This window comes from Collinsella sp. AF18-8LB, assembly GCF_003459795.1.
Taxonomy (GTDB): domain Bacteria; phylum Actinomycetota; class Coriobacteriia; order Coriobacteriales; family Coriobacteriaceae; genus Collinsella.
This window is the reverse complement of record NZ_QRWU01000001.1, coordinates 139,280-159,796: the sequence shown is the minus strand read 5'-3', so window position 1 is coordinate 159,796 and position 20,517 is coordinate 139,280. Positions and strand designations below refer to the sequence as shown.

Genomic DNA, 20,517 nt, shown 5'->3' with positions numbered 1-20,517 from the left:
TAGATGCTGAGTTTACGCCGCTTCAGATTGTTAACGTACTCACTACGACGCAAAGCTCGTCAGTATGCGCCAAGGAAAGGACCCTCATGACCGCTCCCGACGAAAAGACACTCGCCACGCTCACCAAGCTGTTCGAGGATGAGTTTGGCCCCATCGGCGATCGCCAGGTGCTCTATGTGCACGCGCCCGGCCGCTCCGAGATCAGCGGCAACCACACCGACCACGAGGGCGGCCACGTTATCGCCGGCTCGCTCGATGTCGCCGTCGACGGCATCGCCGTGGCAACCGCTTCCAACAAGGTCCGCGTTGCCGACGAGGGCTATCCCACGTTTGAGATCGCGCTCGACACGCTAGACGTTCAGGAGTCCGAGAAGGGCACGTCCGCGAGCCTCGTCCGCGGCATGGCCCACGAAATCGCTGCTCTGGGCGTTGAGCCCCAGGGCTTCGACCTCGCCTTCACCTGCTCCGTCCCCTCGGGCGGCGGTCTTTCGAGCTCCGCTGCTGTCGAGGCGGCATACGGTCGTGCCATGGAGACGCTCTGGGGAGCGCCCGCCATCGAGCCCGTCGCGCTCGCCCAGATGAGCCAGCGCACCGAGAACAATTACTACGGTAAGCCCTGCGGCCTTATGGACCAGGCCGCCGTGTGCTTGGGCGGCCTTGCCTACATGGATTTTGAGGATCAGGCTCAGCCTAAGACCCAGAAGCTCGAGCTCAACTTTGAAGATCACGGCTATGCGCTCGTGCTCGTTAAGGTCGGTGCCGACCACGTGGCCGCCACCGACGACTACGCCGCCGTTCCGCGCGAAATGCAAGACGTCGCCGCCGAGTTTGGCAAGGCACGCCTGTGCGAGGTAAACGTTGCCGATTTTGACGCCAAGCTCCCCGAGCTGCGCGCCAAGCTGGGCGACCGTGCCTGCCTGCGCGCCGTTCACTACTGGTACGAGAACGGCCTGGTCGATAAGCGTTGGTCGGCCCTTAACGCCGGCGATATCGATCAGTTCCTGGTCCTGACGCGCGAGTCCGGCGCCAGCTCCGCCATGTACCTGCAGAATGTTGTTGCCAAGCTGGGATCTGAGCAGCCTTCCATGTATGCCCTGGCGCTGGCCGAGCACGTGCTCGACGGCCGCGGCGCCGTTCGCATTCACGGTGGCGGCTTTGGTGGCACCATCCAGGCCTTCGTGCCGCTCGACCTGGTCGACACCTTCATTGCCAAGATGAACGGCTGGCTGGGCGAGGGCTCTGCCCGCCACTACGCAATTTCTGACAAGGGGGCTTACGCGGCATGGCTGTAATGACCGACGTGCGCGAGGCCGCGCAGGGCCTGATCGAGTACGCTATCCACCGGTCGATGATCGGCCAGGACGATCGCATCTGGGCATACAACACCATTTTGGAGTGCATCGGCGCCACGGGCCCCGCACTCGACATGGCTTGGGCGCTCAAGACCGAGAAGATTTCGCTCTTGCACCCCGATACCCTGCCCGACTTTGACCTGGAGGGCACGCTCGCCGCGCTTGCCGAGGCCGCCGTTGCCAACGGTGCTGCCGAGGACACGGCATCGGGGCGCGACCGCATCGCCATGCGCATCATGGGTATGCTCATGCCGAGGCCTTCGGTTGTAAACGAGGAGTTCAACGGCCGCATGGGCGTCAACGAGCCCCGCGCCGCGACCGACTGGTTCTACGGCCTGTGCTGCGACGCCGGCTACGTGCGCCGTGCCGCCATCGCGCGCAACATCAAATGGAGCACCCCCACCAACTGGGGCGATCTCGAGATAACCATCAACCTGTCCAAGCCTGAGAAGGACCCGCGCGATATCGCCGCGGCAGGTGCCGCCAAGAACACGGGCGAAAAGTATCCCGCCTGCCAGCTCTGCATCGAAAACGAGGGCTACCCCGGACGCTCCGCCGCAGCCGACGGCGGCGCTCATCCTGCACGCCAGAACCTGCGCATTATCCCCATCTCGCTCAATGGCGATCGCTGGGGTTTCCAGTACAGCCCGTACGCGTACTTTAACGAGCACTGCATTGCCATGAGCTCCGAGCATCGCCCGATGCACGTTGACCGCAAGGGCCTGACGTGCCTGCTCGACTTTGTGGACCTGTTCCCGCACTACTTTATTGGCTCCAACGCCGACCTGCCCATCGTGGGCGGCTCGATTCTGTCGCACGACCACTTCCAGGGCGGCGCGCACGAGTTCCCCATGATGCATGCCACCGAGGTCTCACAGTTTAGCGTGCCCGGCTTTGACAGCGTTACGGGTGCTGTGCTGCAGTGGCCGCTTTCGGTGCTTCGCCTGCGCTCGCATGATCGCGCTCAGCTGCTCGACGCTGCCGAGAAGATTATCCTCGCCTGGCGCGAGTGGACCGATGAGTCTGTGGGCGTCATCGCGCACACAGCCGATGGCATGGCGCATAACACCGTGACACCCGTCATCCGCCGCGTCGACTCCCGCGGCAATGCCGGCGGCGAAATCTACGAGGCCTACCTGGCGCTTCGCTGCAACATCACGACCGACGAGCATCCGTTGGGCGTGTTCCACCCGCATGCCGAGTATCACCACATTAAGAAGGAGAACATCGGCCTGATCGAGGTTATGGGTCTCGCCATTCTTCCGCCGCGCCTGGTTCCCGAGCTCGGTGCTGTCCGCGAGCACCTGCTGGCGGCCAAGGCCGATGCCAGCTACGACCTTGCCGGCGCGCTCGAGGGCGATAGTCTTTGCCGCAGCCACGCCGCATGGGCCGAGGATGTCTATGCCCGCCGCGCCGACGAGCTTACGGCGGACAACGCCATCGATATCCTGCACGAGGAGGTCGGCGTGGTGTTTGGCCACGTGCTCGACAACGCCGGCGTCTTTAAATGGGACGAAGCCGGCCGCGCCGCCCAGCAGCGCTTTATCGACTCACTGTAATGATCCCTTTCGGACGAAGGAAAACGGATCATTTCGTCTTCAAGACACCGGCGCCCGCCGGCAACATCGCCGGCGGGCGCCATTTTTGCGTGTAGTCATTGGGGACGCTCTTAAACGACTAGTCAAACAAGAACGTCCCCAACGACTAATGACTCGAGCGTGGAAAATCTCCCACTTTGAGCTCGTATGGGCCCCAAAAGCAGGAGATTGTCCACGCTCATTCTATTAGGAGTCGCAACCGCTACAACTCTACGACCTCAACGCTGTTGTAGACCTCGTCCCAGCGGTCCATGACCAGGTGGCCGGTCTTGGGGTCCATGGCGTTGAGCTTGCCGCAGGTATTGGCAGTCTTGAGCACGGTGACGTCGTCGGCACCAGCAGCAATGGCATGCGCAAAGCCGGCGATGGTCGAGTCGCCGGAACCCGTCGCGTTCACAGCCGCAATCGCGGGCGTCTTGGCGCGGAATGCGCGACCCTCATGGAAGCCCACCGAACCGGCAGCGCCCATCGAAACGACAACCCAGGGAATACCGGCAAAACGGCCATCGGCGGCAAGCGCCTCGCGCAGGGCATCGACATCGTCAGTCGTGAAGGACGTGCTCAGCAGACCGTTGATCTCGGTCAGATTGGGCTTCACAAGCTCGGGCTTGGCGTCGGACTCCAGCGCAGCCTCCAGCGATGCACCCGAGGTGTCGAGCAGCACCTTGGCGCCCGCCTCCTCGGCGATCTTGACGAGCTTGGCATAGTAGCCGGCATCGACGCCACGCGGCAGCGAGCCCGAAAGCGTCACGACGTCAGCCTTCGCAGCGAGCTCGGCGAACTTGGCCGTAAAGGCCTCGAGCTCGGCCGGAGCGATCTGCGGGCCGCTCTCCAGCAGCTCGGTCTGATTACCCTCGTGCAGAATATTCAGGCAAATGCGCGTCTCACCGGCGATGGGCACAAAGTCATTCTTGACGCCGTCGGCATCCATAAGCTCGGCCATATAGGCACCCATGTGGCCGCCAAGCAGACCGGTCGCGAGCACATCGTCGCCCAACTGCAGCAGCACACGACTCACGTTGAGGCCCTTGCCGCCAGCGGTCTTTTCGGGCGTCACGCGGTTAACATCGTCGATGATCAGCTTGTCGAGCTGATAGCGCGTATCAATCGACGGGTTCATGGTAACGGTCAGAATCATATTGAACTCCTGTTCCGGGGCGGCATGACCCACCCCAAACATACGATAGCTCGTTAAAGGATCTCGATCTCAAAGCCGCGGGTGACGGTCTCCCCCGGCTTGGCCACCAGGCAGCCACGCTTGTGCTCTAGAATATCGTCCTCGTCGGAGCAGGTGGACAGGCCACCCCACGGTTCAATTGCCACAAAGTCGCCCTCGGGCTTGCTCCACACAATCAGGTACGGCATATCGGGGAACGTCAGGCGCACGCCCTTGTCCTCGGTTTTCTTGGTCAGCGTAACCACGCGGCTCTCGAGCACGTCGAAGATGGTCTCCGCGAAGTCGAAGAGTTCGTGGGTAAGCGGCAGGTTCTGGCCGATCATGGGGTTCTTGCTGCGATGCTCAACATCAATCAGGCCCGTCGAGGGAACGGCAGTACAGAGCTCGGCGGCCTCACGCTGCTCAAAACGGAGCTCGTAATCGTCGTAGGACTCGCCCTCGTCGAGCGGGCACTTAAAGCCGGGGTGACCGCCCACAAAGAACGGCATGTCCTCGGTGCCCTCATTGGTCACCTCGTACGACACGGCCACCTTTTCCGAATCAATCGTGTAACGAGCAACGATCTTAAACGGATACGGGTACTGCTCGAGCAACTCGGCATGGTCGGCAGAGCTTAGGCTCAGCGCAACCATGTTGTCACTCTGTTCCTCGAGCTTCCACTCCTGTTTGCGCGCAAAGCCGTGGCGGGCGAGCTTAACCTCGCGGCCGCCCATGGTCATTGCGTGACCGTCGCGAAGGCCGCCGCAAATCGGAAAGCAAATGGGTGCCTGGCCCGACCAGACCGAAGGATCGCCCTGCCACAGGTACTCGCGACCGTTGGCTTTAATCGAAGTGAACGATCCGCCAGCCGTGCTCAGTGCCACACGAATAGAACCGTTATCAAGAACAAACTCCATAGGAGCCTTCACTTTCGTACGCCAGCCCGCCAAGTCAGTGGGGCTGATAGAAAACCGGCCCGCGCCCCCTCACAGAAACGCGAGCCGTCAACGGACTAGTTAATTACGCCGGATACCCGCTAATCATGGTATTCGCCGCGGTCCCACTTCTCGAGGAACTCGTCAAAGAAGTGCGGATCAGCCTGAGCCTCGGCGTCGGCCTTGTTGCAGGCATCGATCTTGGCGATCAGGGCATCGTGCTCGGGGGTCTTCTCGTAGGGCTCCTCCAGGAAGGCAAGCATGATGTCAGCCATCAGGAACTCGCCGGTAATCTTGCCGCCAAAACCCACGATGTTGGCGTTGAGCTCGCGACGGGCATACAGGGCAGAGGTCATGTCGCGAACCAGGGCGCAGCGGGCGCCGGGAACCTTGTTGACGGCGTTGGTGATGCCGATGCCGGTACCGCACAGGGCCACGCCAAAGTCGGCCTTGCCGCTGGCAACAGCCTCGCCCACGGCCTTACCGTAGATGGGATAGTGCGTACGGGTGTGGCTGTAGGTGCCGCAGTCGAGCACCTTGTAGCCAGCCTGCTCCAGGCGGTCGGCCAGATAGATCTTCTCGTCCGTAACGATATGGTCGCAACCGATTGCGATGGTCTTCTTCATCAGAACGTCCTTTCGTCTGAATTCACAAGTTGAGGTAGAAGTTCGAGTTCTCGGTGGCTCTCGTTAGGCCATCTTGTTGAGCATGTCGACACGGATCTGGTGACGGCCGCCGGCGTACTGGGCACGCAGGAACTCGCGGGCGATCTTCTTGGCGACCTCGGTGCCCACGACGCCCGGGCCCATGGTGACCATGCGCGAGCCGTTGTGCTCACGGGTCATGTAAGCGGAACGCTCGTCGGAAATGTTGGCGACGACCATGCCCTTGATCTTGACGGCAGCCATATAGGAGCCGACGCCGTACTTATCGAATGCGAAGCCCTGGGAATCCTTGTGCTCCAGCAGGTCCTTGGCAACGGCGGTCGCGGAATCGACAAGGTCCGCGGCAGGGGTCTCGGAATAGTCGACGACTTCGTGACCGTCGGCGATGAGCATCTCCTTGATGGACTCCTTCATCGACATACCGTCGGCATCGGAAGCGATTACAACCCTCATGACATCCTCCTTGAGAGATACGCAGGTGCGTAGTTTCTGTTTGGAAGTGTTGAATCGCGTTCAGGTCCGGGCATCTGAATGTGCGGTTCTTCACTGTTCATGTTTATTTGAACACATTCGAACAGTAACTGCAAGTATTATTTGTTTATCTTTGTTCTTTTTTGAACAAATACCGTTTACGGATGATTGCTGGCCGTTTGGGCCCGGCGCGGACGTAGTGACCACGTGTTCAACAAACAAAAAGGCGGCCGAGAACGTGTCTCGCCCGCCCTTCGGCGGTATTCCCCGGTATATACAGCTGTTTTAGCTACTCAGACTGCCCGCTCTTCTTGGCATGTTTAGACGGAGCGCTCAAGAAACGGCCCGTCAGATAGTTCGCGGGACCGGAGATATCGATCCCCAGCAGCACGTGCCCCAGCCACAAAAACGCCGCGAGCACCAGCAGTGGAATCACGCACGAGGTCACGATCATCACGATGACACCTTCGATCAGATCGGTCACCTGCTGCACGATCTCGTCAGTCATCTGTTTGGCGCCGCTGGTCACCGACGTAACAAGGCTCGATGCCCCATCAGTCAACTGCTCGAGCACGTTTTTGGACTCCGTGGTCTCGGATTTTTTCTTGTTCGATTTTGAGCTGGTCTCGACTGACTTGTCCGTGGTGTCGGCCGCATCCGCAGCCTTTTGCTCGGCTTGCTCAATACTTACGCGATACGTTTCATCGACCTTCTGCGACACCCATACGCTCACGGGCACAAGCGCCATACCGATCACGGCAACCACCAGCACGCGCGTCGCCGCGCGGCGCAGAACGGTGCTCGTGCTCCAGCGCCCGTGAATGCCGAGCGACACCGCAAAGAGTACCAACGCAAACGGGATTAAGATGCCCAGGCCAACCGACCACAAAATCGTGAGCAAATATTTCTCTAGGTAGAGCACGGCAAGCACGATACCAAGGTTGCCTGAAAGCTGCGCGAGCTGCTCGGCAACCGGCGTTCCCGTATCACCCGGCAGCGCGGTAATACCCGCAGACAGTGCCACGCACGAGGTCGTGAGCGCCAAAACATTGCCCTTCTTTTGATCGATGACCTCGATAGTGGAGTCCCAAGTTTTGGTATCGGCAAAATGCGGACGAGCTACAAAGCCCGACAGCAGCGCCAGTACTACGAGCGCAACGATAAAGCCAATCTGCAGCTTTTTGTTTGCGCACACGACATCGGACAGGCTGGGCTGCAGCTCGGTTACCGTCGTGTGCTCGGTTATCTGGACAGGACGCCCATGAGCCATCTCGCGCACGTCTCTTTTTTGTATTGACCCGTTATCCGGCATTTGGATACCTCCTCAGTCCGGTCTGTATTGCGGATGGAAGTATACCCACCGAGCAAAAATCGAACGGGAGGACGAATGGAGCGCACCAAGGCTGTCCCCAATGACTAGTCGTTTAAGAACGTCCCCAATGACTATCTCGGAATGAGTTGCGGTGGAATAGGGATTGTTTTGCGCCCGCCGGCCCCTATTCAGTCCCCATTTCACCGCAACTTGGAGGAGGACAGAAAAAGCCCTGCCGCGGGTAACGGCAGGGCTTTTGGAAGGGGACTTGGTTGTGAGGGCTCGTTAGGCGAGCTTGGCCTCGAGCTCGGCGATGCGCTTGTAGGCATCGATGGTAAAGCGGGTCTGCTTCTCCAGGATCATAGTGGTCATGAGAGTGTCCTGAGCATGGGCCATGATGAAGGTCATCTCCATCTCGCCGCCGCCGGCCTCCTGCGAAAGCAGCTTGGTCTGCGTGTCGTGGGCACCGATGAGCGCATCGCTGGCATCCTTGTGCAGCTGCTCGGCCTTCTCAAAATCACCCTCGCGAGCAGCATCGAGCGCTGCAAGCAGATCGGTCTGGGCGTCACCTGCGTATGCGACAATCTCGAATCCAACCATCGAGATTTCTTCTTTGGTTGCCATATTGCGTTCCTTTCACATATGAACCAACGGAGAGCATCGCGTCCGGGCATACGCGCTGCGCTGTGTATGACAGAAACAATAACATTCAAACAAAAAGGAACAGCGCAAAACGTAATTTCGAGCTATGAACGGTCACTTTTCGCCCGTGAACGGTTTTTAAACCAATCCAAACAATATCGAACACCATTAGCGGAAACCCAAACAGACCCGCGCCCTAGCGTACATCGCGCACCGTATCGCCCTCGACGAGCACGCCCGGAAACAGCATGTGCTCCACACCGGGTTCAACGCCCTCGGCGCCGGCAATCTTGTCGACCGCCCACATGCCGACGCGCTTGTTGTCAAAGCGCACCGTAGTCAGGCGACAATCGGGCACGATGTCGCCCAGACTGTCATCAACACCCACCACGCTCACGTCCTGGGGCACGCACTTCCCGCGCGACTCGAGCCCGCGAATGCAGCCATATGCCATGGCATCGTTGGAGGCATAGATGGCCGTGCAGGTCGGATCATCCGCAAGCACCTGGCCGGCAGCATATCCACTCTGCGCCGTCCAGTCGCCGCGCACGAGCTGCGGTGGCTCAATGCCATGCGCACGCAATGTCTCGCGCCAGCCTTCCTCGCGCCGCATGCCCGAAAGCGAGCGCTCGGGGCACGAGATAAAGTGCACGGTTTTGTGCCCCTGCTCCAGCAAGTACTCGACCACCTGGCGCGAGCAATCGAACTGGTCGTTATCGACCGTTGAACAGAGCGGGTGCTCCAACATCGTAACGAGCACCGTCTGCATGCCGGACAGCGGCTCGAAGGTGCCAAAGTCCGCCGGCATGCGATTCATGATCACGACCACGCCGTCCACCGGCAGTGCGCTCATACGCGACGATGCGCTCTCGAGGGTATACGGATGCCCGTCTACCTTAGTGAGGGTGATGGCATAGCCATGTTTGTCGGCCGCGGCGGCAAAGCCCTCCATACGATCGAGGTTGCCGGTACCGGTAATGTTGAACATGGCGACGCCGACGGTCTTGAACTTGCCGCGGCGCAGCGACCGGCCGGCAAAATTGGGGCGATACCCCAGCTCGCGCATGGCGGCACGCACGCGCTCCTTGGTCTCGGGGCGCACGCTGGGCGAATCGTGCACGGTGCGCGAGACCGTCTGCTCCGAGACGCCCGCGAGGCGCGCCACATCTTTGACGGATACCGATTTTTTAACAGCGGCCATAGGTCGATCTTTCTATGTCAACGATGCCATTGACGGCATCCTGCGCAGTCATTTTGAACACATTTAAGTATATCCAACGTCTCTCCAACGATACGCTTACCACCCAAAACCTACCGTTCACCGACAATTCTGCTTCGCCGAACGGCTTTTGTCGCCCAAATGTTAACGTTGCCATTGTGCAAACACAGAGCCACCGGGCAGCTCAATCGTTTACACGCAAGGAATCGACGGTCTACAGGCACAGGGGCCACCGATTCACATCTTTTTTTGTGTCGCAAAATGGCAACGTCAACATTTTGGCAACCAGATGTCAAAAGCTACCATCGTTGCTAACCCACCGACTCTTAGGAGCTTTGCATGGAGCAACTCATCGCCACCATCGAAAAAGGCCAGCCCTTTTTCAACGCGATCGCCCGCAACAAGTACCTCAAGGCGATTCGCGACGGCTTTATCTCCGTCATCCCCATCATCATCTTCTCGTCCATCTTCTGCCTAGTAGCCTCGGTCCCCAACATCTGGGGTTTCTACTGGCCCGATGACATCAACAACGCCCTGTGGAAGTGCTACAACTACTCCATGGGCATCCTGGCCATCGCCTGCGCCGCCACCACGGCCAAGCACTTCGCCGACGCTCAGAACCGCGACCTGCCCAAGAACAATCAGATCAACTTCATCTCGTGCATGTGCGCGGCCATCATCGGCTTCTTGCTCCTTTCGAGCGACACGATCGCCACGGACGCCGCCAGCGGCTTCAACACCACCTACCTTGGTTCCAAGGGCCTGCTGACCGCCTTTATCGCTGCGTTTGTGACCGGCATCATCTACAAGTTCTTCATTAAGCGCAACATCACCGTCAAGATGCCCGAGCAGGTTCCGCCCAACATCTCGCAGACCTTCAAGGACATCATCCCCTTCTCCGTCTGCATCACCGTCTTTTGGGTTTTTGACATCGTCTTCCGCGCTGCTTTTGGCTTCTGCTTTGCCCAGGGCGTCATCCAGGTGTTCCAGCCCCTGTTCACCGCTGCCGATGGCTACATCGGCCTCGCTGTGATCTACGGCGCCATGAGCCTGTTCTGGTTCGTGGGCGTCCACGGCCCCTCGATCGTCGAGCCCGCCATCGCCGCCGCGCTCGTTGCCAACATGACCGACAACCTGGCTGCGTTCCAGGCTGGCCAGCACGCTTCCGCTGTCCTGACCCAGGGTGCCCAGTACTTCGTCGTCTGCATGGGCGGTACCGGCGCCACGCTCGTCCTGGTCTTTATGTTCTGCTTCCTGGCCAAGTCCCAGGAGATGCGCGCCGTCGGTAAGGCCGCCATCGTCCCCGTGTGCTTTGCCGTCAACGAGCCGCTGCTGTTCGCCGCGCCCATCGTGCTCAACCCCGTCTTCTTTGTCCCGTTTGTCTTTGCCCCGATCGCCAACATCTGGATCCTCAAGGTCTTTATCGACTTCTTGGGCATGAACGGCTTTATGTACACCCTGCCTTGGACCGTCCCCGGCCCCATTGGCACCATCATGGGCCTGGGCTTCCAGCCGCTCGCCTTTGTGATGCTCGCCCTTATCCTGGTCGTCGACTTTGCCCTGTACTACCCTTTCTTCCGTGCCTATGACGCCCAGAAGTGCGCCGAGGAGGCCGAAATCTCCCGGGAGGAGCTCGCCGCCAAGAACGCCGAGAAGGCCGCCAAGCTCAACGACGCCTTCCAGGGTAAGGCCGACGCCAAGAGCGTTGCCGCCGGCGCCGCTGCCGAGGTCGTAAAGGCTGACGCCCCCGCCGCTTCTGCAGCACCCGCTGCCGGGGCAACGACCGCCAGCGACCTCAACGGCAAGCGCGTGCTTGTGCTCTGCCAGGGCGGCGGAACCTCGGGCCTGCTCGCCAACGCGCTGGCCAAGGCCGCCAAGGAGCGCGGTATTAACCTCGAGACCGCTGCCGAGGCCTATGGCAACCACGTGGACATGCTCCCCGACTTTGATCTGGTCGTCCTGGCCCCGCAGGCTGCCAGCTACCTGGCCGACCTGCAGAAGGACTGCGAGCGCGTGGGCAACAAGTGCGTCGCCTGCCGTGGCAAGCAGTACATCGAGCTCTCCCAGAACGGCGACAAGTCTCTCGCCTTCGTCTCCGAGCAGCTTTCGAAGTAAGTAACGCTCAGGGCCAGCCGACCATCCAAGAGCGACTGGCCCTTCGATTTAGACGATTGGATCATCATGTCCGTTAACCCTGCTAGCGTCACCAACCCGCCTGCGCAGTTTCCCGAGAACTTTGTCTTTGGCGGCGCCACTGCTGCCTACCAGGTAGAGGGCGAGACCCGCACTCACGGTAAGGGCAAGGTTGCCTGGGACGACTTCCTGGAGGCCCTGGGGCGCTTTTCCCCCGATCCCGCCTCGGACTTCTACAACCAGTACCCCGTCGACCTTGAGCTGTGCGAGGAGTTTGGTATCAACGGCATTCGTCTCTCCATCGCCTGGAGCCGCATCTTCCCCAACGGCACCGGTGAGATTAACCCCGAGGGCGTCCAGTTCTATCACGACCTTTTCGCCGAATGTCACAAGCACCACGTTGAGCCGTTTGTCACGCTGCATCACTTCGATACGCCGCTGCCCCTCTTTGAGAAGGGCGACTTCCTCAACCGCGAGACCATCGACGCCTTTGTGGACTTTGCCACCTTCTGCTTTAAGGAGTACGCCGACCAGGTGACCCACTGGTTCACCTTTAACGAGATCTGGGCGGACGCCTCCAACACCTACATCGAGGGCACCTTCCCCGGTGGCGTCAAGGCGCATCTTGCCGAGGCCTTCCAGTGCGAGCACAACATGATGCTCGCCCACGCCAAGGCCGTACTGGCCTTCCACAACGGCGGCTTTAAGGGCAAGATCGGCGTCATCCAGTCGTTGGAGTTTAAATACCCGCTCAACGAGAACGACCCTGCCGACATCAAAGCCGCCAATAACGAGCACGTGCTGCAGAACCAGTTCTTGCTCGACGCCACCTTCCGCGGCGACTATGCTCCCGACACCCTCGAGTGCGCCAACCGCCTGGCGGCCATCTCGGGCGACACCATCGAGATCCTGGACGAGGACCTCGAGATTATGCGCGAGGCCGCACTCTACAACGACTACCTGGGCGTTAACAACTACCAGTGCCGCTTCCTCAAGGCTTACGATGGCGAGAACGACCTGCACCACAACGGTACGGGTGAGAAGGGCACCGGCCGCTGGCGCGTTAAGGGCATTGGCGAGCATGTGAACAAGCCTGGCATCCCCACCACCGACTGGGACTGGATTATCTATCCCGAGGGTCTGTTCGATCTTCTCGTCTACATTAAGCAGCGCTACCCCAACTACAAGCAGATCTTCATCACCGAGAACGGCATGGGCTACAAGGACCCCTACAAGGACGGTTTTGTGGACGACCAGCCGCGCATCGACTACATCGAGCAGCACCTGCGCTGGCTGCTTAAGGCCATGGAGGTGGGCGTCAACGTGGGTGGCTACTTCCTGTGGAGCCTGCAGGATCAGTTCTCCTGGACCAATGGCTACAACAAGCGCTATGGCTTCTTCTACGTTGACTTTAAAACCCAGAAGCGCACGCCCAAGGCAAGCGCCTACTGGTACAAGCACGTAGCGCAGACCCGCCGTCTGGACTAGCGGCTGACGGGGTTACCCGCCCACATAACCTGTCCCCATTTCTCAGCCGGGGGCGGCACGTCACACGACGCGCTGCCCCCGGCCCTTTTGTGCAGGTCGAAAGCCGTTTATCTCAATCTGTAACATCTAACCGAGTTTTTGGTCCCTAGCTGTTACAAATCAAGACAAACCGGGGAGACCGGGTCGAATTGTCTAAATCTGTAACACTAGAACCGGTTTTGGACGTCTAGTTGTTACAAATTGAGATAAACGCACAGGACAATCCTCTCAATCTCAACCTGTAACATCTAGCCGAGTATTTCGGCCCTAACTGTTACAGGTTGAGATGAACGAGCCGAGCACGTCTACGCCCGCAGATCCCGCACGCTCGCGCGCTCGACCAACACGCCCGAGACGAGCGTACGGCTTCTGGAGCTCGGGGCTTCCAGACCTGCGACGACCTCATTGAGCGCACGGATGCCCAGCTCGCGGTGACGAAACTTCACCGACGTCAGAATCGAGTTGGGAATCGTCTTATAAAGCTCATCGTCGAAGCCGATCACGGACACGTCGTCGGGCACACCGAGCCCTTTGTCACGTAGAGCCATCATCACGCCGTTTGCCATGCAGTCGTTAGCAGCGAGGACCGCCGTGCAATCGGGCTTATCGGCAAGCACAAGGCCCGCGGCATAGCCACTATCCGCATTCCAATCGCCTTGCAGAGGCTCGGGCGGCTCAATGCCACGCGCCTCGAGTGCCGCTCGCCAACCTTTCATACGGCACTGGCTCGACAGTGACTCTTTTTTACCAGAAACGAAGTACACGCTCTTGTGCCCGTGATTCAAGAAGTACTCGCACGCCATGCGCGCGCCGCCCTCTTGGTCGTCACTGACGGTGGAGCAGGTAGGATGCTCCATCGGCGTAATAATCACCGTCTTGAGGTCTTTCGGTGCCTCAAAGGTATCAAAGTCATCGACCATCTGGCGCAGGTTGAAAATCATGCCGTCGACGGGAAGCTGCGACATCCTATGCGCCGCTTCGGCAAGGGTCATCTTCTCCCCCGCCCGCTTTTTGATCATCGTGAGAGCAAAGCCTCGCTCTTCGGCGGCATCGGCGATACCGTCGATCATGTCCACGGCGCCGCCCGACAAGTGGAACATCACCACGCCGATGCACCCGTAACGGCCCAACTTGAGTGAACGCGCGGCAAAGTTGGTTCGAAACCCGAGCGCCTCCATTGCGGAATGGACCCTATCGCGCGTCGACTCGCGCACGCTATCGGGCTCGTTGATCACGCGCGACACCGTCTTGAGAGAAACGCCCGCGGCAACTGCCACATCGTTCATTGAGACATTTTTCTTGTCCATCGTTGCCACTACTTCTCCAGTCGGTTTTGCATCGCTTGTTTTTTACGTTCTAGCATACACTACCTGCCTGATTGATAAATCAACCGTTTACCGAACAATATCGACCGCTCACCCGTATATCCTTGTTGCTCTTCCAAAAATGTCTTACGTTGTCATTAACGAAATGACAACGTTGTCATTTCGCAATGCCTCCCTCAAGCAGGAAGGTTTCCGGGCAGTCCTGACCATCCATCGACGACCAGTTCCATCCACATGCATCGCGCATCAAGCAGCAAAGGAGCTCTATGGACGCCATCGTAAAGATGCTCGAAAAGCATCAGCCGTTCTTTGAGAAGATCTCGAGGAACATCTATCTCCAGGCCATTAAGGACGGATTCCTTGGGTGCATGCCCATCGTCCTCACCTCTTCGATCTTTCTGTTGATCGCCACCCTTCCTGGCGTAGTTGGCATCACGCTGCCCCAACCGCTCATCGACTGGTGCAACAAGCTGTACAACTTCACCATGGGCGTTATGGGCATCATGGTCGCCGGCACCACTGCCAAGAACTTTACGGCTTCCATGAACCGTCGTATGCCCGCCGGCAAAGTGCTCAACGACGGTTCCACCATGGTGGCCGCCCAGTGCAGCATGCTGCTGCTCGCAGTCACGCAGTTCACCACCAAGTTCAACGGCTCCGAACTTTCGGTCTTCGATTGCACCAGCATGGGCACGCGCGGTCTGTTCTCGGCCTATATCGCCGCGTTCATTACCGTGTGGGTCTACAAATTCTGTGTCTCGCGCGATTTGACTATTAAGCTACCCAAGGAGGTCCCGGGGGCCATCGCTCAGAACTTCCGCGACATCATCCCCTTTGGCGGCGCCGTCATCATCTGCGGCATCATCGATGTCGTCGTGCGCAACCTCATGGGCGTTCCGTTCTCCGAGCTGCTTATCAAACTGCTCTCCCCGCTCTTTACCGCCGCAGAAACCTATCCTGGCCTTATCCTTATCCAGGCAGCCACCGCGTTCTTCTGGTTCATCGGCGTCCACGGCCCCTCGATCGTCCAGCCGGGCATCGACCCCATCCGTCTTGCCAACCAGGCCGAGAACCTGCAGGTTCTGCTGGCAGGCGGTCACCCCGCCCACTCCCTCACCTTTAACATGTCGCTCGTGGGTGAGTTCGGCGGCACCGGCGCCACGTTCATCGTGCCGCTTCTGCTGATTCTCTTTATGAAGTCCAAGCAGCTCAAAGCCGTCGGTAAGGCCTCGATTGTTCCTGTTGCCTTCGCCGTCAACGAGCCGCTGCTCTTTGGCGCGCCGATGATCCTTAACCCCTACATGCTCATCCCCTTTGTTGCCGCCGGTTGCGTCAACGTGAGTGTTGCCAAGTTCTTTATCGATAACGTGGGCATGAACGGCTTCTCCTTCGTGGTGCCTTGGGCTACCCCCGCCCCCATCGGCATCTTCATCACCACGAACTTCCAGCTTATCGCCCTGGTATTTGTCGCGATTATCATCTTGCTGGACGCCATCATCTACCTGCCGTTCTTGAAGGCATACGATAAGCTGCTCTGCGACCAGGAGGCCGAGCGCGCCGCCGAGCTGGGTCTCGAGTCCAATGGTGCCGCTGCCATCGCCGCCAAGCCCTCTGCGCCCGCCGTCGAGCAGGCTACCGCTTCCGTCGAGACGACTGTTGCCGCCGCCGACAGCAAGCCTGTCGCCGATCAGCCCGAGCCCGAGCCCGAGCCCGCTGCCGATGCATCCGCCAAGAAGGATGTCGACGGTCTGAAGGTCCTCGTCCTGTGCGCCGGCGCCGGCACCTCTGCCATGCTTGCCAACGCCATCAAGGAAGGTGCTGCGCAGACCGGAGAGAACATCGCCTCCTCCGCAGGCGCCTATGGTCAGCACACTGCCATCATGGATCAGTACGACGTCATCGTGCTCGCCCCGCAGGTTCGTAGCTACTACAACGACATGAAGGCCGACACCGATCGCCTGGGCATTAAGCTGCTCGCTCCCCGCGGTAAGGAATATATCGACCTTACTCGCGACCCCGCTGGCGCCATCAAGTGGCTCCGCGAGAACCTCGACTAGTTACCTCCCTCTGTTGGTGCCCGGATTCCCGGTTCGGGCACCTCTCCCTATTCGTATCCCACAGAAAGGATGACTCATGACCAACCCCATGCAGTTCCCCGACGGCTTTGTGTTTGGCGGCGCCACCGCTGCTTACCAGGTTGAGGGCGAGACCCGTACACACGGCAAGGGCAAAGTGCCCTGGGACGATTTCCTGGCTGCTCAGGGCCGTTTCTCCCCCGACCCCGCAAGCGATTTCTACAACAAGTACCCGGTCGATATCGACCTGTGCCAGCGCTTCGGCATCAACGGTATCCGTGTCTCCATCGCTTGGAGCCGCATCTTCCCCAGCGGCACTGGTGAGATTAACCCCGAGGGTGTTGCCTTCTATCACGAGCTCTTTGCCACCTGCAATAAAGCCGGCGTTATCCCCTATGTCACGCTCGATCACTTCGATACGCCCGAGGCCTTTTACCAGAACGGCGGCGAGGGCTTCCTGACGCGCACGACGATCGACGCCTTTGTCGAGTACGCCAAGTTCTGCTTTGCCGAGTTCACCGAGGTCAAGCACTGGTTTACCTTTAACGAGATTCCCGCGACCGCCGAGGGCAGCTTTATCGTCGGCAACTGGCCGCACGGCGAGAAGTATCGCCTGGACAAGGCTTTCCAGCTCATGCACAACATGATGGTGGCCCACGCCAAGGCTGTCGTCGCCTTCCATGAGGGCGGCTTTGAGGGCGAGATCGGCATTGTCCAGAACCTGGAGCCCAAGTATCCCCTCGATCCCAACAGTGCTGCCGACTGCGAGGCAGCTCGCATGGCCGATGTCATCAACAACCGCTGGGTGCTCGACGCCACCTTCCGCGGCCACTATGCAGCCGACACCATGGAGGCTGCGACCAAGCTGGCCCATATCGCCGGCGGCGAGCTCGACGTCCGCGACGAGGACATCGCCGCGCTGACCGCCGCGCTCCCCTACAACGATTGCCTGGGCGTCAACACCTACAAGTGCCAGTTCCTGCGTGCCGCCGAGGGCGAAAACGACATCAACCACAATGGCACCGGCGACAAGGGCTCCTCGCGCTGGTTCCTCAAGGGCGTGGGCGAGTCATGCGTGCGCGAAGGCGTACCCACCACCGATTGGGACTGGATTATCTATCCCGAGGGCCTCTACGACCTGCTGCTGCGCATTAAGAACGATTACCCCAACTACAAGAAGATCTACATCACCGAGAACGGCATGGGCTATAAGGACGACTTCGAAGACGGCTTTATCGACGACGCCCCTCGCATCGACTACATGCGTCAGCATCTCGCGTGGATCCTCAAGGCAATCGACGGCGGCGTGAACGTCGACGGCTACTTTGTGTGGTCGCTGCAGGACCAGTTCTCCTGGACCAACGGCTATAACAAGCGCTACGGCCTGTTCTACATCGACTTTGAGACCCAGAAGCGCTATCCCAAGGCGAGCGCGTACTGGTACAAGAACGTCGCGGAGACCGGCCTGCTCATGGCCTAACTTTTGCCGCATACCCCCTGTCGGCCGCATACGAATCCCTCCATGGGTTCGCATGCGGCTTTTTTGTTTTGGTGGGCCCGAGCGGATCATTCGTCTCGATCTGTAACATCTAGTCGAGTATTTCGGCCCTAGCTGTTACAGATTTAGACGAACGGGTGGCCCGGGCCGAACAATCTCGATCTGTAACATGTAGACCACTTTTGACCGTCTAGATGTTACAGATCAAGACAATAAGATAGTCAAATCCAAACTTTCCAAGCAGTTATGAAGCATGGTTTCTAGTTTTCGGTATCACGAACATACTTTCGGTATCATTTAATGATATTATGATATCGAAAGTGTGTTCGTGATACCGAAAGGAGCCGCATGCGCCAGTTCGATTACACCACAGTCCCAGCGGAACTCGAAGCAACTCCAATCACCAACCTCCTCCTCTCGATACGCGAGCATAAAGGCCGACAGCTTGCTCTGAGTCAAGTCAAACCCGAACTTCTATCGTCCCTTATGGAGGAAGCTAAGATCCAAAGCACCCAATCCTCCAACGGACTTGAAGGAATTGTTACCACCCAAAAAAGACTCAAAGCGATCATGGCGTATTCCGCCAAGCCAAGCTCCCGCGCAGAGGAAGAAATCGCTGGATACCGAGATGTGCTGTCGCTTATTCACGAGCAACACGATTCCATTCCCGTAACGCCATCGGTCATTCTGCAGTTGCATCGTGACCTCATGGTACACACAGCAATCTCGTATGGGGGCCATTGGAAAGATAGCGATAACGAAATCATCTCCATCGACGATCAAGGCAATCGATTTGTGCGCTTTAGGCCGCCTTCGGCCCTAGCAACCCCCGGACTTATCGAAGAAGCCTGTCGGTCCCTCAACGACGCCTTATCTCGTCAAGTTTGCGACCCCCTCCTTATATCATTCCGCTTCATCTTCGATTTTGTCAGCATTCATCCCTTCAACGATGGCAATGGCAGGATGAGCCGGCTCCTTACAACGCTGCTACTCGAAAAGACTGGATACGACGTTGCGCGTTACATCAGCATCGAACGACTTATTGAAGACAACAAGGCGCTCTACTACAACGCCCTCGCTGCAAGCTCCGCTGGATGGAATGAAAATCAAAACACCGAAGCACCCTTTATCCGTTTCATGCTCGGAACAACCCTGGCCGCCTACCGACAGCTCGAGCAGCGTACCTTAATTGAATCAAGCACTCGTCCCATGTCGAAGCAAGCGCGCATCGCCGTTCTATTTCAACAGAGACCCGGTGTCATTAAGAAATCCGACATCCGATCCAACTGCCCCGATATCAGCGAGGTTACCGTTAAACGAACCCTCGGTCAGCTTGTTAGTTGCAGCGCAATCGAAAAAACAGGAGCGGGTCGTTCGACGGGCTACATACTCAAAGACGTCCATGCTCTAGAACTATTCTTGCAATCCACATTACCCGATAGCGAGGCCGCAATAACAAAAGAGGCTCCAAAGGATAAGCTCCTTGAACGTGTAAACCACGCCGAGGATGAAAGCAGAGAGGGGCTCTATGAAGACTACGATTCATTCTCAAGGGACATAAAGACGAAATACGGAGTCTAGTCATATCCCAGAATAGCCTCATCCTTGTTGCCCAAAGTTATTTACGCGTCATTGTAAAGCGGTACCCCCGCGCCGGCAGGGGGCAGATGTATCGCTTGCAGCGCTAGCTAGCAAATGACCTGCGTGAGTTCCTCGATGGCGGCGCGATCCTCGGCGGCGATGCCCGGCTCGCACACCACGGCGTCCAGGCTGTCCAGACGGCAGAAGGTGTAGAAGTCGCGCTTGCCGATCTTACTGGAGTCGGCGATCAGATAGCGCGAGTCGGCCTTGCTAAAGGCGAGCTGCTGGATACGACCCTCATCCATATTAGACGTAGACACGTCGCCATCCAGAATGCCGTTGGCGCCGATAAACGCCGCGTCGATACCCAGCGCACGCAGGGTATCCTCGGCCGTTGGTCCCACAAAAGCGGCGGTACGGCGACGGTACATGCCGCCCACTAGGCACAGGTCGCAGTCCTCGCGCGCCTCGAGCAGGTTAAACACCGAAAGCGAATTGGTCACGATGCGCAGACGAAATGCCGGCAGCATCGAGGCCATCTGCTCAACCGTGGTGCCCGTACCCAAAAAGATGGTCGAGCCCTCCTCGATGAGCTCCACGGCGCGGCGCGCGATCTGCAACTTTTCCTCGGCATGCTTGGTGCGCTTTTCGCTGTGCGAATACTCATGGCGCAACATAGCATGTGGACGGCCCTGCGCACTGCGGGCTCCACCGTGCACGCGCTCGATCTCGCCCAGGCTCGCAAGCTCCTCGAGATCGCGGCGGATCGTCATATCCGAGACACCCAGTGCATCCGAAATCTCCTTGACCGAGACCGTGCCCTGCTCCTCGAGCAGCTGACGAACCCTATCCTGTCGCTCTGCCTTAATCACGATGAATCCTCGCCGTTCTATGCGTGCATATCATTCAAACAGTAACGAACAAATTGTATCAGACCCGTGCGTGTCAAAAATGAACGCCCGTACAGCTCAATCATCACTTTTTTGAGAAAAATACCCCCTGCTTTAGTGGGGTGTAGTGATAATCTC

The 20,517-nt window shown here is 58.8% G+C and carries 16 protein-coding genes; 7 read left to right on the top strand and 9 right to left on the bottom strand.

The genetic code is table 11. The features are described from left to right. Positions 1–86 precede the first annotated feature (86 nt). Together DWX25_RS00745 and DWX25_RS00740 are read left to right on the top strand one after the other, a co-directional pair. The gene (locus tag DWX25_RS00745; protein ID WP_117798439.1) at positions 87–1,292 is read left to right on the top strand and encodes a galactokinase family protein; all 1,206 of its coding nucleotides are present in this window, start codon (positions 87–89) and stop codon (positions 1,290–1,292) included. Further along, complete coding sequence (locus tag DWX25_RS00740) at positions 1,283–2,911, top strand: UDP-glucose--hexose-1-phosphate uridylyltransferase (protein WP_233505169.1); 1,629 nt, start codon at positions 1,283–1,285, stop codon at positions 2,909–2,911. The genes DWX25_RS00745 and DWX25_RS00740 overlap by 10 nt, the downstream gene beginning before the upstream one ends. A gap of 241 nt (positions 2,912–3,152) precedes the next feature. Here the strand turns inward: DWX25_RS00740 and DWX25_RS00735 are convergent, their stop codons facing one another. The 7 genes from DWX25_RS00735 to DWX25_RS00705 all read right to left on the bottom strand — a co-directional run bounded on the left by DWX25_RS00735 (position 3,153) and on the right by DWX25_RS00705 (position 9,332). Next, the gene (locus DWX25_RS00735; protein ID WP_117798797.1) at positions 3,153–4,088 is read right to left on the bottom strand and encodes a hexose kinase; all 936 of its coding nucleotides are present in this window, start codon (positions 4,086–4,088) and stop codon (positions 3,153–3,155) included. Positions 4,089–4,141: 53 nt separating this feature from the next. After that, positions 4,142–5,023: an aldose 1-epimerase family protein gene (locus DWX25_RS00730; RefSeq protein ID WP_117798437.1), complete on the bottom strand. Its 882-nt coding sequence runs from the start codon at positions 5,021–5,023 to the stop codon at positions 4,142–4,144. A gap of 119 nt (positions 5,024–5,142) precedes the next feature. After that, positions 5,143–5,667 (bottom strand): galactose-6-phosphate isomerase subunit LacB, encoded by a 525-nt coding sequence (gene lacB, locus DWX25_RS00725; RefSeq protein WP_006234831.1) that lies wholly within the window; start codon positions 5,665–5,667, stop codon positions 5,143–5,145. Between the two features lie 63 nt (positions 5,668–5,730). After that, complete coding sequence (lacA, locus tag DWX25_RS00720; RefSeq protein ID WP_117735479.1) at positions 5,731–6,159, bottom strand: galactose-6-phosphate isomerase subunit LacA; 429 nt, start codon at positions 6,157–6,159, stop codon at positions 5,731–5,733. Positions 6,160–6,466: 307 nt separating this feature from the next. Beyond that, positions 6,467–7,489, bottom strand: a complete 1,023-nt coding sequence (locus tag DWX25_RS00715; RefSeq protein ID WP_147335800.1) for a hypothetical protein — start codon at positions 7,487–7,489, stop codon at positions 6,467–6,469. 285 nt (positions 7,490–7,774) lie between these two features. Beyond that, positions 7,775–8,113: a PTS lactose/cellobiose transporter subunit IIA gene (locus DWX25_RS00710; RefSeq protein ID WP_006234827.1), complete on the bottom strand. Its 339-nt coding sequence runs from the start codon at positions 8,111–8,113 to the stop codon at positions 7,775–7,777. A 214-nt stretch (positions 8,114–8,327) separates the two neighbouring features. Beyond that, the gene (locus tag DWX25_RS00705; protein ID WP_117798435.1) at positions 8,328–9,332 is read right to left on the bottom strand and encodes a LacI family DNA-binding transcriptional regulator; all 1,005 of its coding nucleotides are present in this window, start codon (positions 9,330–9,332) and stop codon (positions 8,328–8,330) included. Between the two features lie 357 nt (positions 9,333–9,689). Between DWX25_RS00705 and DWX25_RS00700 the strand changes: the two genes are divergently transcribed. Next, positions 9,690–11,465 carry a lactose/cellobiose PTS transporter subunit IIB gene (locus tag DWX25_RS00700; RefSeq protein ID WP_117798434.1) on the top strand — a complete coding sequence of 592 codons (1,776 nt, stop codon included), beginning with the start codon at positions 9,690–9,692 and terminating at the stop codon, positions 11,463–11,465. Between the two features lie 66 nt (positions 11,466–11,531). Further along, positions 11,532–12,971, top strand: a complete 1,440-nt coding sequence (gene lacG, locus DWX25_RS00695; protein WP_117798433.1) for a 6-phospho-beta-galactosidase — start codon at positions 11,532–11,534, stop codon at positions 12,969–12,971. Positions 12,972–13,315: 344 nt separating this feature from the next. Here lacG (DWX25_RS00695) and DWX25_RS00690 read toward each other — a convergent pair whose 3' ends face one another. Further along, complete coding sequence (locus tag DWX25_RS00690) at positions 13,316–14,317, bottom strand: LacI family DNA-binding transcriptional regulator (protein ID WP_147336897.1); 1,002 nt, start codon at positions 14,315–14,317, stop codon at positions 13,316–13,318. A gap of 284 nt (positions 14,318–14,601) precedes the next feature. Here DWX25_RS00690 and DWX25_RS00685 point away from each other — a divergent pair, with 284 nt between their 5' ends. The 3 genes from DWX25_RS00685 to DWX25_RS00675 all read left to right on the top strand — a co-directional run bounded on the left by DWX25_RS00685 (position 14,602) and on the right by DWX25_RS00675 (position 19,489). Continuing rightward, the gene (locus DWX25_RS00685) at positions 14,602–16,392 is read left to right on the top strand and encodes a PTS lactose transporter subunit IIBC (RefSeq protein WP_117798431.1); all 1,791 of its coding nucleotides are present in this window, start codon (positions 14,602–14,604) and stop codon (positions 16,390–16,392) included. 76 nt (positions 16,393–16,468) lie between these two features. Then, the gene (gene lacG, locus DWX25_RS00680) at positions 16,469–17,890 is read left to right on the top strand and encodes a 6-phospho-beta-galactosidase (RefSeq protein ID WP_197032106.1); all 1,422 of its coding nucleotides are present in this window, start codon (positions 16,469–16,471) and stop codon (positions 17,888–17,890) included. Between the two features lie 366 nt (positions 17,891–18,256). After that, on the top strand, positions 18,257–19,489 hold the full coding sequence (locus tag DWX25_RS00675) for a Fic family protein (protein WP_117743264.1): 1,233 nt from the start codon (positions 18,257–18,259) through the stop codon (positions 19,487–19,489). A 107-nt stretch (positions 19,490–19,596) separates the two neighbouring features. Here DWX25_RS00675 and DWX25_RS00670 read toward each other — a convergent pair whose 3' ends face one another. Further along, positions 19,597–20,361 (bottom strand): DeoR/GlpR family DNA-binding transcription regulator, encoded by a 765-nt coding sequence (locus DWX25_RS00670; protein ID WP_233505086.1) that lies wholly within the window; start codon positions 20,359–20,361, stop codon positions 19,597–19,599. Positions 20,362–20,517 lie beyond the last annotated feature (156 nt).